Origin of the sequence: Pseudomonas sp. EA_65y_Pfl2_P78 (assembly GCF_963970495.1) — a bacterium.
GTDB lineage: Bacteria > Pseudomonadota > Gammaproteobacteria > Pseudomonadales > Pseudomonadaceae > Aquipseudomonas > Aquipseudomonas baetica_A.
This window is the reverse complement of the sequence record NZ_CAXAON010000003.1, coordinates 294,524-308,654: the sequence shown is the minus strand read 5'-3', so window position 1 is coordinate 308,654 and position 14,131 is coordinate 294,524. Positions and strand designations below refer to the sequence as shown.

General features: G+C 60.3%; 11 protein-coding genes and 2 pseudogenes. 6 read left to right on the top strand and 7 right to left on the bottom strand.

Features of this window, described 5'->3' with window-relative positions:
* The first annotated feature begins 59 nt into the window (after window positions 1–59).
* The gene (locus AACY02_RS04985; protein ID WP_339430994.1) at window positions 60–254 is read left to right on the top strand and encodes a hypothetical protein; all 195 of its coding nucleotides are present in this window, start codon (window positions 60–62) and stop codon (window positions 252–254) included.
* Here the strand turns inward: AACY02_RS04985 and AACY02_RS04980 are convergent.
* From AACY02_RS04980 to AACY02_RS25955, 5 genes and pseudogenes are all read right to left on the bottom strand, one after another.
* Entirely contained in the window at window positions 220–1,218 is a 999-nt protein-coding gene (locus AACY02_RS04980; RefSeq protein ID WP_339430993.1) for a lysylphosphatidylglycerol synthase transmembrane domain-containing protein, read from the bottom strand. The genes AACY02_RS04985 and AACY02_RS04980 overlap by 35 nt on opposite strands.
* Window positions 1,215–1,969: pseudogene (locus AACY02_RS04975) on the bottom strand (DUF2334 domain-containing protein). The gene AACY02_RS04980 and the pseudogene AACY02_RS04975 overlap by 4 nt, the downstream one beginning before the upstream one ends.
* Window positions 1,962–3,074 (bottom strand): glycosyltransferase family 4 protein, encoded by a 1,113-nt coding sequence (locus AACY02_RS04970; RefSeq protein ID WP_445261484.1) that lies wholly within the window; start codon window positions 3,072–3,074, stop codon window positions 1,962–1,964. Before AACY02_RS04970 ends, AACY02_RS04975 begins: the two are co-directional and overlap by 8 nt.
* Before the next feature lie 237 nt (window positions 3,075–3,311).
* Window positions 3,312–4,076: a methyl-accepting chemotaxis protein gene (locus tag AACY02_RS25960; protein WP_401160180.1), complete on the bottom strand. Its 765-nt coding sequence runs from the start codon at window positions 4,074–4,076 to the stop codon at window positions 3,312–3,314.
* A gap of 93 nt (window positions 4,077–4,169) precedes the next feature.
* Window positions 4,170–5,201: pseudogene (locus AACY02_RS25955) on the bottom strand (HAMP domain-containing protein); the annotation flags it as partial.
* Between the two features lie 188 nt (window positions 5,202–5,389).
* Here AACY02_RS25955 and AACY02_RS04960 point away from each other — a divergent pair.
* Window positions 5,390–6,877: a helicase HerA-like domain-containing protein gene (locus tag AACY02_RS04960; protein ID WP_339430991.1), complete on the top strand. Its 1,488-nt coding sequence runs from the start codon at window positions 5,390–5,392 to the stop codon at window positions 6,875–6,877.
* Between the two features lie 44 nt (window positions 6,878–6,921).
* Here the strand turns inward: AACY02_RS04960 and AACY02_RS04955 are convergent, their stop codons facing one another.
* Window positions 6,922–7,377, bottom strand: coding sequence for a DUF721 domain-containing protein (locus AACY02_RS04955; protein WP_339430990.1), 456 nt, complete (start codon window positions 7,375–7,377; stop codon window positions 6,922–6,924).
* 307 nt (window positions 7,378–7,684) lie between these two features.
* Here AACY02_RS04955 and secA point away from each other — a divergent pair, with 307 nt between their 5' ends.
* The 4 genes from secA to AACY02_RS04935 all read left to right on the top strand — a co-directional run bounded on the left by secA (window position 7,685) and on the right by AACY02_RS04935 (window position 13,425).
* Window positions 7,685–10,420: a preprotein translocase subunit SecA gene (secA, locus tag AACY02_RS04950; RefSeq protein ID WP_339430989.1), complete on the top strand. Its 2,736-nt coding sequence runs from the start codon at window positions 7,685–7,687 to the stop codon at window positions 10,418–10,420.
* 122 nt (window positions 10,421–10,542) lie between these two features.
* Window positions 10,543–11,760 carry a bifunctional glutamate N-acetyltransferase/amino-acid acetyltransferase ArgJ gene (argJ, locus tag AACY02_RS04945; RefSeq protein WP_339430988.1) on the top strand — a complete coding sequence of 406 codons (1,218 nt, stop codon included), beginning with the start codon at window positions 10,543–10,545 and terminating at the stop codon, window positions 11,758–11,760.
* Window positions 11,761–11,851: 91 nt separating this feature from the next.
* Window positions 11,852–12,484 carry a glutathione S-transferase family protein gene (locus tag AACY02_RS04940; RefSeq protein ID WP_339430987.1) on the top strand — a complete coding sequence of 211 codons (633 nt, stop codon included), beginning with the start codon at window positions 11,852–11,854 and terminating at the stop codon, window positions 12,482–12,484.
* Window positions 12,481–13,425, top strand: a complete 945-nt coding sequence (locus AACY02_RS04935) for a Nudix family hydrolase (RefSeq protein ID WP_339430986.1) — start codon at window positions 12,481–12,483, stop codon at window positions 13,423–13,425. Before AACY02_RS04940 ends, AACY02_RS04935 begins: the two co-directional genes overlap by 4 nt.
* Before the next feature lie 118 nt (window positions 13,426–13,543).
* Here the strand turns inward: AACY02_RS04935 and AACY02_RS04930 are convergent, their stop codons facing one another.
* Window positions 13,544–14,128 carry a cob(I)yrinic acid a,c-diamide adenosyltransferase gene (locus AACY02_RS04930; protein ID WP_339430985.1) on the bottom strand — a complete coding sequence of 195 codons (585 nt, stop codon included), beginning with the start codon at window positions 14,126–14,128 and terminating at the stop codon, window positions 13,544–13,546.
* Between the last annotated feature and the right edge of the window lie 3 nt (window positions 14,129–14,131).

Sequence of the window (14,131 nt, the reverse complement as noted above, 5' to 3'; positions counted from 1 at the left end):
AGGGCCTGGGCGTTCAATCGCTCCAGGCCCTTCGCCGTTTCAGCCCTTGAGGAAATGCCATGAGCGATCCACTGGACAAAGCCACTTCCAAAGCGCCTGCCACCTTGGGGGAAGGTTGTTTGAGCCGTTATGACCCGGATGACATGAGGGAGGAGGATGGGACGGAGTTTCCCGGCGCCGCCGAGTTGTGGGAGCAAATAAAAGAAGAGCAGGATGGGCCTAAGAAGCCTGCCGCGCCTTCATCAGCTTCTTGAGCAGTGGTCTGCCTAGCATCAACAGGAACACCGGGCCGCCGACCAGTAGATAGAAGTAGTACGTCACCACCCGCCAGATCAGAATGGCCGCCGCCGCGGTGGATTTTCCCACCATTGGCGCCAACAGTGCCGCCGAGGTCAACTCCGCAGCGCCCGCGCCACCGGGTAACAGACTGAGCTGTCCGGCGCCCAGCGAGAGCATCTGCACCAGAAAACTCCAGGCCCACTGCAAGTCCGCGCCCAGTCCACGCAACGCCAGATACAGCACGCTGTAGCGCAGCAGCCAATGCACGCAGGTGAGGGCGAACACTTTGCTCAACGTCTGCCAGGGCAACTTCAGAGCATTGATGAAGTCGGCGAGAAAGTGCAGCACCTTGCGCGTCCAGCGACGGCGCGTGCTCGCGGGCACGTTCATTCTGGCCAGTAGCCGTCCGCTCAGGCGAATCAGTGGGCGGTGGTATCGCGCCAGCAGTACGCAACTGAACAGCCCGCCGAACAACGATACGGCGCTGACGATTAAAAGCCATTCGAGACGATCACTCAGGTGCCGGAACACGGCGTAAATCAGAATGCCACTCAAGGCGCACAGAAAGAACAGCAGGTCACTCAACTGATCCATGGCAAACACGGCGCTGCTGCGGGACGGGCGCACGCCGCAGCGGCCCAGTAGGGCCATGATCGTCAGGGGGCCGCCACTGCCGCCCGGTGTCGCGCAGTAGGCGAATTCAACGGCCATGACCACGCCCAGGCTCTTCATCGGCGTGATGCGATTACGCTGATCGCCGAGCAATAAGCGCAGACGCAGGGTGTTGATGCCCCAGCAAAGCAGAATCATGGCGAACATGATCAGCAGCCATTGCAGCGGAAAGTTTTGCAAGCGCGCCCAGATTCCGCTGCCGCCGAGCAGCAACGGGATCAGCACGGCTGCGAGCAGACCAAGCAACAACACAAGGCCGCGACTCATGCGGCACGTACCCGTTGACCGCGCTGTTGTGCAAGCCAGTTCACCTTGGTCATCGGCACTCTTCCTGACGCCAGCAGCCGCAGGAGGGTATTGAGCCAGTAATCGCGGGAGTAGCCATGACGCATGTCCACCGGGTGCAAGCCTAGACGAATCACTGGGGCGTGACGCCAGCGGTGTTCGCGCTACCACGACGCCAGGCGCTGCGCGCACTCCATACCAGCCCCGGCGCATCGACAGGGGTGAAGTCCGGCAGACGATAAAGGTGCTGAGGATCGCTGGTGTAGCGCAGCGGTAATTGGCGCAGAGCTTGTCGCGTGCCTTCGCTCATCAACCAGGCTGGAGCAACGAAGCCGTGCAGCGGCCAATCGTAGCGCTGGAACAGTTCAATGCCGGTGCGCAGGCGGGCGAGCGCGGCGTTGTGGGATAAACGATAGAACTCGCCTTCATGGGTATAGAGACGGCGCATGAACCAATCGCGTGGCGTGGTCGGGTCAGGTTCCTGGTCATCATGAAAATAACCGTGCAAAGCCAGTTCATCGCCGCGTGCGAGGCGGGTGCTCAGCAGTCGACGAAAGTCCGGGTGAGCGTCAAGGGCATCACGGCGATGAAAATCCGGTACCACCAGCCAGGTCATCGGCACGTTGCCTAAAGCATCGACTGTTTCTACAAAAGGTCGGTAATCCGCCCAGGTAGAGGGGGCCACGTCGTGCAGCGTCAGCAGTACGGCGGGGCGATTCAGGGAATCAGCCATTGGCCACCTTCCGTGTCACATGGCCGAGGACGGCATGGTAGTGGCTCAGCAAACTGTCGACCACGGTGTCCCAGGCGTAATGCCGTTCGACATGTTGGCGCGCCTGTTGGCCAAGTCTTGCGCTGTCGCGACTGAACAACTCGTGCACGGCGTTGGCCATGGCTTGTGGGTTGTTCGGTGCGCACAGCAGGCCGCAGGATTCTGGCACGATCTCTTGAAAAGCCCCGGCCGCCACCGCCACAACCGGAATACCGCAGGCCATGGCTTCGAGGATCACCAGACCGAAGGTTTCCTGATCGCCGGCATGCACCAAGGCATCGGCACTGGCCATCAGTCGGGCAATGGTCGGTGCCGGGCAGAATTGATTGATGACGCTGACGTTGTCCGGCACCACGGCGGGCATCGATGAACCCACCAGCAGCAGGTGATAGCGCGGGCCGAGGCGTTGCATGCATTTGAGCAGGACCGGCAGGTTTTTCTCTTTCGAGCCGCGCCCGGCGAAGATCAGCAGGCGCGTGTCTTCGGCGATCCCCAGTTGGGCGCGCAAGCCTGGATCAGCGGCGCCCGGGTGGAAGTTTTGCAGGTCAACGCCCAGCGGTTGCACGAAGACGTTGCGCACCCCCAGGCCCGTCAGCTTGTCAGCCATAACCTGGCTCGGCGCCAGTACCCGATCAAAGTTGCCGTAGAGCTTGGTGACATAGGCCTCGACGTTGGGCGTAACCCAATGTCCCATGCGGTTACTGGCCAGCAGCGGCAGGTCGGAATGGTAAAAACCGATCACCGGTACATCCAGTTGGCGCCGGGCATCCAGTGCGGCCCATGCGGTGAGGTACGGGTCGCCCACTTCAATCAGATCGGGCTGCAAGTCCTGCAGGACGTTTCGCCAAGGGGCCAAACGCACGGGGAAGCGGTAACCCTTGCCAAAGGGCAGGGCGGGAGCGGGAACCGTATAAACACCATCGTTTTCACCGAAATGCGCGCCCGGGATCAGCAGACTGTGACGAGTCCCGGGTTTGACGCCCAACCGGCGGTGTTTGGCGTCAAGATAAGTGCGTACGCCACCGCTGGCCGGGGCATAGAACATGGTGATATCGGCGATGTGCACAGTGATCGTCCCTCCGCAGCGTTGCTCTCCTTTGGTTGACCTTTATCCACAATAGATGTTCGGTCGGGATTTGTGCGGTGCAACGAAGCGCAGCCCTCTCCCGGAAGGAGAGGGCTGCGCGAAGTGTTTGGGCTTGATACATCGACCTGAGAGTTTGAGCCCAACTCAGGTTTGAAACGCTTGAAGATCGGCGCCCTTTTCCCTCACACCTTGGGGTGAGGGGGGAGGTTTTTGATCTTAAATGCGGAAACTGCCCACCAACTGCGTCAACCGCGAAGCCTGCTGCTCCAGATCCGAACAGGCACGCAACGTCGCCTGCAGGTTCTCAACGCCTTCCTGATTCAGCGTGTTGATTTCGGTGATGTCCACGTTGATCGACTCGACCACGGCCGTTTGCTCTTCGGTCGCGGTGGCCACCGACTGGTTCATCCCGTCGATCTCGCCAATGCGCTGGGTCACACTGTTCAAACGCTCACCCGCGAGGTTGGCAATCTCCACGCTGTCCTGGCTGTGACGCTGGCTGTCACTCATGGTGCTCACCGACTCACGGGCGCCGACTTGCAACTCCTCGATCATGGTCTGCACCTGTTGCGCTGATTCCTGGGTGCGGTGTGCCAGGTTACGCACTTCATCCGCCACCACGGCAAAACCACGACCGGCCTCGCCGGCACGCGCCGCTTCGATCGCAGCGTTGAGTGCCAGCAGGTTGGTTTGCTGGGAAATGCTGGTGATCACTTCGAGAATCTGGCCGATGTTCACGGTTTTGCTGTTCAGCGACTCAATGTTGCTGCTCGATGCGCTGAGCATGCTCGACAGTTGATTCATCGCCTTGATGCTGCGATCCACCACTTGCTGGCCGTCCTCAGCGAGGCCGCGGGCATCGCTGGCCTGATTCGAGGCTTGCGCGGCATTGCGGGCGATTTCCTGAGCCGCGGCACCTAGCTCATTGATCGCGGCGGCGACACTGCTGGTGCGCGAAGCTTGCTGATCGGAGTTGTACATCGACGAGTTCGACGCGGCGACCACGCGCAGCGCGACTTCGTTGACTTGCCCTGTGGCCGACGACACTTCGCGGATCGAGCGGTGGATGCGCTCGACGAAGCGGTTGAACGCGGTGCCGAGGGTGCCGAACTCATCGTTATTGACGATGGTCAGGCGTTTGGTCAGGTCGCCTTCACCATCGGCGATGTCTTCCATGGCGCGGGTCATGACGTGCAGTGGCTGGATGAGGATACGGATCAGCATGCCGAGCAGGGCAATGATGATGGCTACCGCGATAACCGTCGCAATCACTGCCGAGGCGCGGAATTGGCTGAGCATCGCGAAGGCTTTGTCCTTGTCCACCGACAGGCCGATGTACCAGTTCACCGACGGCAGGCCTTTGATCGGGGCAAAAGTGACGATGCGGGTTTTGCCATCGACGGTGATTTCACTGAAGTCGCTGCTGATGCGCGGGGTGTCCTGCGGATACGCTTCTTTCAGCGATTTCATCACCAGCGCTTTGTCCGGGTGCACGAGGATCTTGCCGTCGGCGCTGACCAGGAACACATAACCCATGCCGTCGAAGTCCCGGGCGGCGAGGGTGTCGACCAGCGATTGCAGGCTCAAGTCGCCGCCAACCACGCCGACGCTCTGGCCGGCCTTTTTCGAGGCGGTGGCAATGGAAATGATCAGTTGGCCGGTGGCCGCGTCGATGTAGGGCTCGGTCAGGGTCGGGGTACTGCTGCTCTCGGCACCTTTGTACCAAGGGCGAACCCGTGGATCGAAACCGTCCGGCATCTTCACGTCCGGGCGGATGGTGAAATGACCGGTGGCATCGCCCAGGTAGGTGGCCATGAACGTCGAGGTCAGGGCCTTCTGGTCCAGCAGACTGGCGACATTGGCGGGTTCGGGGTTGATGGCGATGTTTTGTGCGGCGTTCTCGACCAGCAGAATGCGGCCGCTGAGCCACGTCTGAATATTGCCGGCGGTGACTTCGCCCATTTCGTTGAGGTAGTTGTTCAGGTCATCTCGAATCGCATTGCGCTGGAGCCAGTCGTTATACAGCGTGAACGAGGCGAAGGCAGCAATGACGATGAGGGCGGCGGCAAGCAAAATTTTATGGCTGAAGCGCAGATTTTTGTTCATGGCTTGGGGTTCCGCTAAGGTCTTAATGTCCAGGGCGTGCTTTTATAGAAACATGCGCAATGGGCAAGGATGAAAGTAAGCTGATATTTCCGTCTCTCCTTAGGGAAATGTCTGTCCTGACTTTTGGTCGGGCTCTCACCTTTCTTTATCGGCCATGCAGAATCAAAGATTAACCAACGGGTGACAAAATGCCTGACTCATCGCAACTCGTAATCGGCGCCGATCTCGCGGGGCAACCGATCGCCCAGGCCATGCGTCTGGCGAATCGACACGGGCTGGTCGCCGGCGCGACCGGTACGGGTAAAACCGTCACCTTGCAGCGTCTGGCCGAAGCCTTCAGCGACGCGGGCGTGGCGGTATTCGCTGCCGACATCAAGGGTGATCTGTGCGGCCTTGGTGCTGCCGGCACCCCCCAGGGCAAAGTCGCCGAGCGCATTGCCGGGATGCCTTGGCTCAACTACAAACCGCAGGCTTATCCGGTGACGTTGTGGGACATCCACGGCGAGTCGGGCCATCCGCTGCGCACCACGTTAAGTGAGATGGGCCCGCTGCTGATCGGCACCCTGCTGGAACTCACCGACAGCCAGCAAGCGGCGCTGTATGCCGCGTTCAAAGTCGCGGATCGTGAGGGGCTGTTGTTGCTGGATCTGAAGGACCTGAAAGCGCTGCTCAATCACCTCAAAGACAATCCGCAAATGTTGGGAGACGACGCCGCGCTGATGACCACCGGTTCCAGTCAGGCGCTATTGCGTCGGCTGGCAACCCTGGAACAGCAGGGCGCAGAAGCCTTGTTTGGCGAGCCGGCACTGCAACTTGAAGACATCCTGCAACCGGCCGCCGATGGCCGTGGGCGCATTCATCTGCTTGACGCCAGCCGTCTGGTGCATGAGGCGCCGAAGGTCTACGCGACGTTCTTGCTGTGGCTGCTGGCCGAGTTGTTCGAACAACTGCCAGAGCGCGGTGACGCGGATAAACCGCTGCTGGCGCTGTTTTTCGATGAGGCGCATTTGTTGTTCGGCGACACACCCAAAGCCTTGCAAGAGCGCCTGGAACAGGTGGTGCGGTTGATTCGGTCCAAAGGTGTCGGTGTGTATTTCGTCACCCAATCACCGGCTGACTTGCCGGACGATGTGCTGGCGCAGCTTGGTTTGCGCATCCAGCACGGGTTGCGCGCCTTCACCACCAAAGAGCAGAAATCCCTGCGCGCAGTGGCGGACGGGTTCCGGCCCAACCCTGCGTTCAACAGTTTGTCGGTGCTGACTGAGTTGGGTATCGGCGAGGCGCTGGTCGGCACACTCGCGGACAAGGGCACGCCGCAAATGGTTGAGCGCGTGCTGGTCGCGCCGCCGCAGTCACGAATCGGGCCGTTGTCGCAAACCGAGCGCACGATGCTGATAGCCGGCTCACCGTTCAAGGGCCGGTATGACAAACCGATTGACCGGGAGTCGGCTTATGAAATTCTCATGGGACGCAAAAACCTGGCGCCGGAGCCTGAAACACCGGCGGGCAAGCCAGCAGTACCAGAGCCTGGTCTGGCCGACAGGGCAGGGGAGTTTCTTGGTACGGCGGCAGGGCAGGCGCTGAAATCGGCCATGCGCCAGGCTGCCAACAACCTGGGCAAGCAACTGGTACGCGGCCTGATGGGCTCCCTGCTCGGCGGCAGCAAACGCCGCTGATCAACCGGTGGGAGCGGGCTTGCTCGCTCCCCGTCAGATCGATGTCAGGTCTTGGCTTTGGCGTGCGCGGCAAGGCGCTCCAGCGCTGCGCGCAAACCCGGATCAGTGATCCCGTCCGCCGTCGCCTGAATCGTCGCCGCTGCATCCGTCGACAGGTCCATGGTATGCCCGCTCGCGCCACGCTGAACCGTTGGCGGTTGCACCTTGAACAGAATCCGCGTCAGGCTGGCGAACTCGTCGAACATTTGTAATTGCCGTTGCAGACGCTTTTGCTGATAACGCAGGCGTGTGGCCCAGTGGCCGTCGGTGACAATCAGCAACAGACTGCCTTCACGCCACGAAGCGACATGGCAGTGTTCGCGGGCAGCGGGTTGCAGTTGGCTTTCAAGTAGACGCTGCAAATGACCCAAACGCTGGGCATGGCCGAGGATGGCTTTGAGCGGCTTGGCTTCGCGCAGTAGAACGGCGGGTGCTCTGGCCGTAAGAGGGCGAAATGCCATGATCGAACACCTGAAGTAACAGAAGCGCCATGGTAGCAGAAAGCAGCGAGATCACTCGCCCATTGCTTTTGCCCCTGCTTTGCCCATTAAATCAACCACTAACTTCTTTTCTGCATGACTTGAAGTTGAGCAAAACGCCCCTATTTCAAGTGAGCCCCGTCAAAGCGCAGTGCCAGCATCGTGGAACATCGCCACTTTCCTCACCACCGTTTCCGGGTAGAATGCTCGTTCGCATGCGGCCATGAGGGCTGCACGGGCGACTCACGGGGCCGCCCTCCATCCCTTTAGTGTGGAAGATCCTGCCGATATGTTTGCGCCTTTGTTAAAGAAACTTTTTGGAAGCAAGAACGAGCGTGAAGTCAAACGCATGCTCAAGACGGTGCAGCTCGTCAATGCCTTCGAAGAGCAAATGGTGGCCCTTTCGGACGATCAATTGCGCGCCAAGACCGATGAGTTCAAGGCCCGCATCGCCAAAGGGGAAACCCTCGACAAGCTGTTGCCAGAAGCCTTCGCGGTCGCCCGTGAAGCCGGCAAGCGCATCATGGGCATGCGCCACTTCGACGTACAACTCGTCGGTGGCATGACCTTGCATGAAGGCAAGATCGCCGAAATGCGTACCGGTGAGGGTAAAACCCTCGTGGCTACCCTGGGTGTTTACCTCAACGCACTGTCCGGCAAGGGCGTGCACGTTGTGACCGTGAACGACTACCTGGCCCGCCGTGACGCCAACTGGATGCGTCCGCTGTATGAGTTCCTCGGCCTGACTGTCGGCGTCGTGACGCCGTTCCAGCCGCCGGAAGAAAAACGCACGGCTTACGCTGCCGACATTACTTACGGCACCAACAACGAATTCGGTTTCGACTACCTGCGCGACAACATGGCGTTCAGCATGGAAGAAAAATTCCAGCGCGAACTCAACTTTGCCGTGATCGACGAAGTCGACTCCATCCTTATCGACGAAGCGCGTACCCCGCTGATCATTTCGGGTCAGGCCGAGGACAGCTCCAAGCTGTACATCGAGATCAACAAACTGATCCCGCAGCTGGAACTGCACGTTGAAGAAGTCGAAGGCGAAGTCACCAAGGCCGGCCATTACACCGTCGATGAGAAGACCCGTCAGGTCGAACTCAACGAAGCCGGTCACCAGTTCATCGAAGACATGCTTACCCGCGTTGGCCTGCTGGCTGAAGGCGAGAGCCTGTATTCGGCACATAACCTGGGCCTGCTGACCCACGTCTATGCCGGTCTGCGTGCGCACAAGCTGTTCAATCGCAACATTGAATACATCGTGCAGGACGGCCAGGTCGTACTGGTCGACGAACATACCGGCCGTACCATGCCGGGCCGTCGTTTGTCCGAAGGCCTGCACCAGGCCATCGAAGCCAAGGAAAACCTGAATATTCAGGCCGAGAGCCAGACCCTGGCCTCGACCACGTTCCAGAACTACTTCCGTCTGTACACCAAGCTGTCCGGCATGACCGGTACCGCCGACACCGAAGCGTTCGAATTCCACCAGATCTATGGTCTGGAAGTCATGGTCATTCCGCCGAACAAACCGTTGGCGCGTAAAGACTACAACGACCTGGTATTCCTCACCGCCGAAGAGAAATACACGGCGATCGTGGCGGACATCAAGGAAAGCATGGCCGCTGGCCGTCCGGTGCTGGTGGGTACTGCCACCATCGAAACCTCCGAGCACATGTCCGCACTGCTCGTGAAGGAAGGCATCGAACACAAGGTTCTGAACGCCAAGTTCCACGAAAAAGAAGCCGAGATCATTGCGCAGGCCGGTCGTCCGGGCGCACTGACCATCGCCACCAACATGGCCGGTCGTGGTACCGACATCCTGTTGGGCGGTAACTGGGAAGTTGAAGTCGCTTCGCTGGAAAACCCGACCCCTGAGCAAATTGCCCAGATCAAGGCCGACTGGCAAAAGCGTCACCAGCAAGTGCTGGAGTCCGGCGGCTTGCAGGTCATCGCCTCCGAGCGTCACGAATCCCGCCGTATCGACAACCAGTTGCGTGGTCGTGCCGGCCGTCAGGGTGATGCCGGTTCCAGCCGCTTCTACCTGTCGCTGGAAGACAGCCTGATGCGCATCTTCGCCTCTGACCGGGTGAAGAACTTCATGAAAGCCCTGGGCATGCAGCCGGGCGAAGCGATCGAGCACCGCATGGTGACCAACGCGATCGAGAAGGCGCAGCGCAAGGTTGAAGGGCGTAACTTCGACATTCGTAAGCAACTGCTCGAGTTCGATGACGTCAACAACGAACAGCGTAAAGTGATTTATCACATGCGTAACACGTTGCTGGCCGCCGACAACATCGGTGAAACCATCGCCGATTTCCGTCAGGACGTGCTCAACGCGACCATCAGCGCCCATATTGCGCCGCAGTCCCTGCCAGAGCAGTGGGATGTGGCCGGTCTGGAAGCAGCGCTTGCCAGCGACTTCGGGGTGAAACTGCCGATCCAGCAATGGCTCGATGAAGACGATCACCTGTACGAAGAAACCCTGCGCGAGAAGCTGATGAACGAGCTGATCGCTGCGTACAACGAGAAAGAAGATCAGGCCGGTGCCGAAGCACTGCGCTCCTTCGAGAAGCAAATCGTTCTGCGCGTGCTGGACGATCTGTGGAAAGATCACCTGTCGACCATGGATCACCTGCGTCACGGCATCCACCTGCGTGGCTACGCCCAGAAGAACCCGAAGCAGGAATACAAGCGCGAGTCGTTCACGCTGTTCTCCGAGCTGCTCGATTCGATCAAGCGCGACTCGATCCGCGTGCTGTCGCACGTTCAGGTGCGCCGCGAAGATCCGGAAGCCGAAGAGCAACGCCTGCGTGAGGAAGCTGAGGCACTGGCTGCCCGCTTGCAGTTCGAACATGCCGAAGCTCCTGGTCTGGATCAACCGGACGCGTTGGGTGAAGAGGTCGATGTGGCCCTCGCCACCGCTCCGGTGCGCAACGAGCAGAAGCTGGGCCGCAACGAACTGTGCTACTGCGGTTCGGGCAAGAAATTCAAGCATTGCCACGGGCAGATCCAGTAAAACCCGTTACAACGGCTGAAATACCCGCGCCGCGACCGGCTTCTGCCGTCGCGGCGTTTTGCCATTCAAGCCACCGTCCCAACGATGGGCGGTGCTGACATCATTGAGTAAGGAGCGCATTCATGGCTGTTGGTCTTGGTCCTTTGCCAACGTTGCACCCGGTTGCCGGTTTTGAACTCGGTATCGCCTCGGCCGGCATCAAGCGCCCCGGGCGCAAAGATGTTGTGGTGATGCGCTGCGCTGAGGGTTCGACCGTGGCGGGCGTGTTCACGTTGAACGCTTTTTGTGCTGCGCCTGTGATCCTGGCGAAACAACGCGTGCAGAACGCTGTGCGCTACTTGCTGACCAACACCGGCAATGCCAACGCAGGCACCGGCGAGCCAGGCCTGGCCGCGGCTGAGCGCACTTGCGCCAGATTGGCTGAGCTGACTGGCGTCGACGCCAATCAGATTCTGCCGTACTCCACCGGTGTCATCGGCGAGCCACTGCCGGTCGAGAAAATCGAAGGTGCGCTGCAAGCCGCGCTGGATGATCTGTCGGAAAACAACTGGGAAGCGGCCGCCACCGGCATCATGACCACCGACACCCTGCCCAAGGGTGCCAGCCGCCAGTTCCAGCATGACGGCGTGACCCTCACGGTGACCGGCATCAGCAAAGGCGCAGGCATGATTCGCCCGAACATGGCGACCATGCTCGGCTACATCGCGACAGACGCCAAAGTTGCCCGCGACGTGCTGCAAAATCTGATGCTCGACGGCGCCAACAAGTCGTTCAACCGCATCACCATCGACGGCGACACCTCGACCAACGATTGCTGCATGCTGATTGCCACCGGCCAGGCGGCTCTGCCGGAAATTACCCGTGCCGAAGGCGAACTGTTTGCCAAACTCAAGCAAGCGGTGTTCGAAGTGTGCATGGACGTGGCCCAGGCCATCGTGCGTGACGGCGAAGGCGCGACCAAGTTTGTGACCGTTGAAGTCAACGGCGGCGGCAATCATCAGGAGTGTCTGGACGTCGGTTACACCGTGGCACACTCGCCGCTGATCAAGACCGCACTGTTCGCCTCCGATCCGAACTGGGGTCGCATCCTGGCCGCTGTCGGCCGTGCCGGCGTGCCGGAACTGGATGTGAGCAAGATCGACGTGTTCCTTGGTGATGTGTGCATCGCCAGCCGTGGCGCTCGTGCTGAGACCTACACTGAAGCGCAAGGCTCGGCGGTGATGCAGCAGGAAGAGATCACGATCCGTATCGAGCTGGGTCGCGGCGATTGCAGCGAAACGATCTGGACCACCGACCTGTCGCATGAATACGTGAAGATCAACGCCGAATACCGGACCTGATCCACAGGCCGGGTATGAGCTGCCCGCGAAGACGGCAGTCCAGACACCACAAGTCCCAAAGCTTTTCCTCTGACGAAAAGGCGCCAAAACCATGTCCCTGCACCTGATCATCGGCGACAAACTGCTTTCCTCATGGTCGCTACGTGCTGCGCTGGCAGTTGAGCTGACCGGCGCGCCTTACAGCGAAGAACTGATCAAACTCGGCAAGCCCGACACCCGTGAGCAACTGCTCAAGCATTCACCGACGGCCAAGGTGCCGCTGCTGAAAACCGCGCGCGGTACCATCGCCGATTCGCTGGCGATTGCCGAATACCTCGCTGAGCAGTTCCCGTCCGAGCCACTCTGGCCGACTGACATCGCGGCCCGCGCCCAGGCCCGATCCGCCTGTGCACAAATGCACAGCGGCTTCTTCGCCATGCGTAACCACATGCCGTTCAACCTCAGCCACGATGCGCCGCTGAACCCGGTGCCGCCGGAGGTGAAGGTCGATATTGAACGCATGCTCGCGTTGTGGGCCGAATGCCGTGCTGTCGCCACAGAAGAAGGGCCGTACCTGTTTGGCCGCGTGAGCCTGGCCGATGCGTTCTTCGCTCCGATTGCCGTGCGTCTGCACACCTATCAGGTGAAGCTGCCCGCGGCTGACGAAGCCTATGTTGAAACCGTCTACCAATGGCCGGCCTTCAAGGCTTGGCAGAAGGCTGGACTGGAGGAATTGAACCCGTGAAGCGTGTACACGTCGCTGCTGCCGTCATCCGTGACGACAGTGGCAAGATTCTCATTGCCCGTCGTGCCGATACCCAGCACCAGGGGGGCTTGTGGGAATTCCCCGGTGGCAAGGTCGAGGCTGGCGAATCCGTTGAAAGCGCGCTGGCCCGTGAGCTGCAGGAAGAGTTGGGTATCGTCGTTGGCGCTGCCCGGCCATTGATCAAAGTGCGCCATGACTATCCGGACAAGCAGGTGCTGCTGGATGTCTGGGAAGTCTCGAGCTTCAGCGGCGCCCCCCATGGCGCCGAAGGCCAGCCATTGGTCTGGGTGAGCGCCAAGGAACTGGCGAATTATGAGTTCCCGGCCGCCAACCAGCCGATCGTTGCGGCGGCGCGGTTACCTGCTGAGTACCTGATCACCCCGCAAGACCTGGAAACTGCGGCGTTGTTGCGCGGCATCCAGAAGGCAATTGCTGGCGGGATCAAGCTGATCCAGTTGCGCGCGCCCAATGGCTATGACCCGAAGTACCGCGATCTGGCAGTAGACGCCGCCGGTCTGTGTGCCGGTAAAGCGCAGTTGATGATCAAAGGGCCGTTCGAATGGCTCGGTGATTTCCCGTCTGCGGGTTGGCATATCACTTCTGCGCAGTTGCGCAAATACGCCGCGGCGGGTCGCCCGTTGCCGGCGCAGCGTTGGTTGGCGGCGTCTTGCCATAGCGCAGAAGAGTTGGCTCTGGCCGAGCAGATGGGGGTGGATTTCGTGACCCTGTCGCCGGTGCAGCCGACGTTGACTCACCCGGATGCGACGCCGCTGGGCTGGGAGCAGGCTTCAGCGTTGATCGAAGGTTGCAGCAAACCGGTGTTCCTGCTCGGCGGCGTTGGTCCGGCGGAGCGGGAGAAGGCTTGGGGGGTTGGTGCTCAGGGTGTGGCGGGGATTCGGGCGTTCTGGCCAGAGAGCTGAAATATGTGGTGATGCTGCTGGCCTCTTCGCGAGCAAGCCCGCTCCCACAGTTGATCGGGTTCCTTTAATTGGAATGCAATCAACTGGGGGCTTGCTCGCGAAGGCGTCCGCTCAGGCGCTACTGTCCTGAAGGTTTTGCAGCAGGCTGCCAAAGAATCTCCGCCACCCCCTGCCGCCGCGCAATCAGCCGCGCCGCGACAAACAACAAATCCGACAGCCGATTGATATATGCCAGCCCAACCCCGGCCAACGGCTCAATGGCGTTCAAATGCTGACAGCGTCGCTCGGCACTCCTGGCCAGGCTTCGGCACGCATGGGCCTGAGCGATCAGCATCGAACCGCCCGGCAGAATGAAATTCTCCAGCGGCCCCAACTCCTCATTCCACACATCAATCGCCGTTTCCAGCCGTTCGATTTCCGCTGCGTTGAGCGCCTGATATTCCGGCATTGCCAACTCGCCACCCAAGTCGAACAGTCGATGCTGACAAGGCGCCAATACCTCGATCAGTTCACTCAGGCTCGGATAGGCCTCGCGCTCGGCAATCAGGCCGGCCAGCAATACGCCGACCTGGCTGTTCAGCGTATCGACTTCGCCAATCGCCTCGATGCGTGGGTGATCCTTCGGCACGCGGCGGCCATCGCCCAGGCTGGTTTCGCCAGTGTCACCGGTGCGGGTGTAAATCTTCGACAGGCGAAAGCCCATGGG

Bases quoted from the DNA above. Each gene is read 5' to 3' on its own strand.
- AACY02_RS04985 (WP_339430994.1), top strand. From the start codon at position 60: ATGAGCGATCCACTGGACAAAGCCACTTCCAAAGCGCCTGCCACCTTG.
- AACY02_RS04980 (WP_339430993.1), bottom strand. From the start codon at position 1,218: ATGAGTCGCGGCCTTGTGTTGTTGCTTGGTCTGCTCGCAGCCGTGCTG.
- AACY02_RS25960 (WP_401160180.1), bottom strand. From the start codon at position 4,076: ATGTACAACTCCGATCAGCAAGCTTCGCGCACCAGCAGTGTCGCCGCC.
- AACY02_RS04960 (WP_339430991.1), top strand. From the start codon at position 5,390: ATGCCTGACTCATCGCAACTCGTAATCGGCGCCGATCTCGCGGGGCAA.
- AACY02_RS04955 (WP_339430990.1), bottom strand. From the start codon at position 7,377: ATGGCATTTCGCCCTCTTACGGCCAGAGCACCCGCCGTTCTACTGCGC.
- secA (WP_339430989.1), top strand. From the start codon at position 7,685: ATGTTTGCGCCTTTGTTAAAGAAACTTTTTGGAAGCAAGAACGAGCGT.
- argJ (WP_339430988.1), top strand. From the start codon at position 10,543: ATGGCTGTTGGTCTTGGTCCTTTGCCAACGTTGCACCCGGTTGCCGGT.
- AACY02_RS04940 (WP_339430987.1), top strand. From the start codon at position 11,852: ATGTCCCTGCACCTGATCATCGGCGACAAACTGCTTTCCTCATGGTCG.
- AACY02_RS04930 (WP_339430985.1), bottom strand. From the start codon at position 14,128: ATGGGCTTTCGCCTGTCGAAGATTTACACCCGCACCGGTGACACTGGC.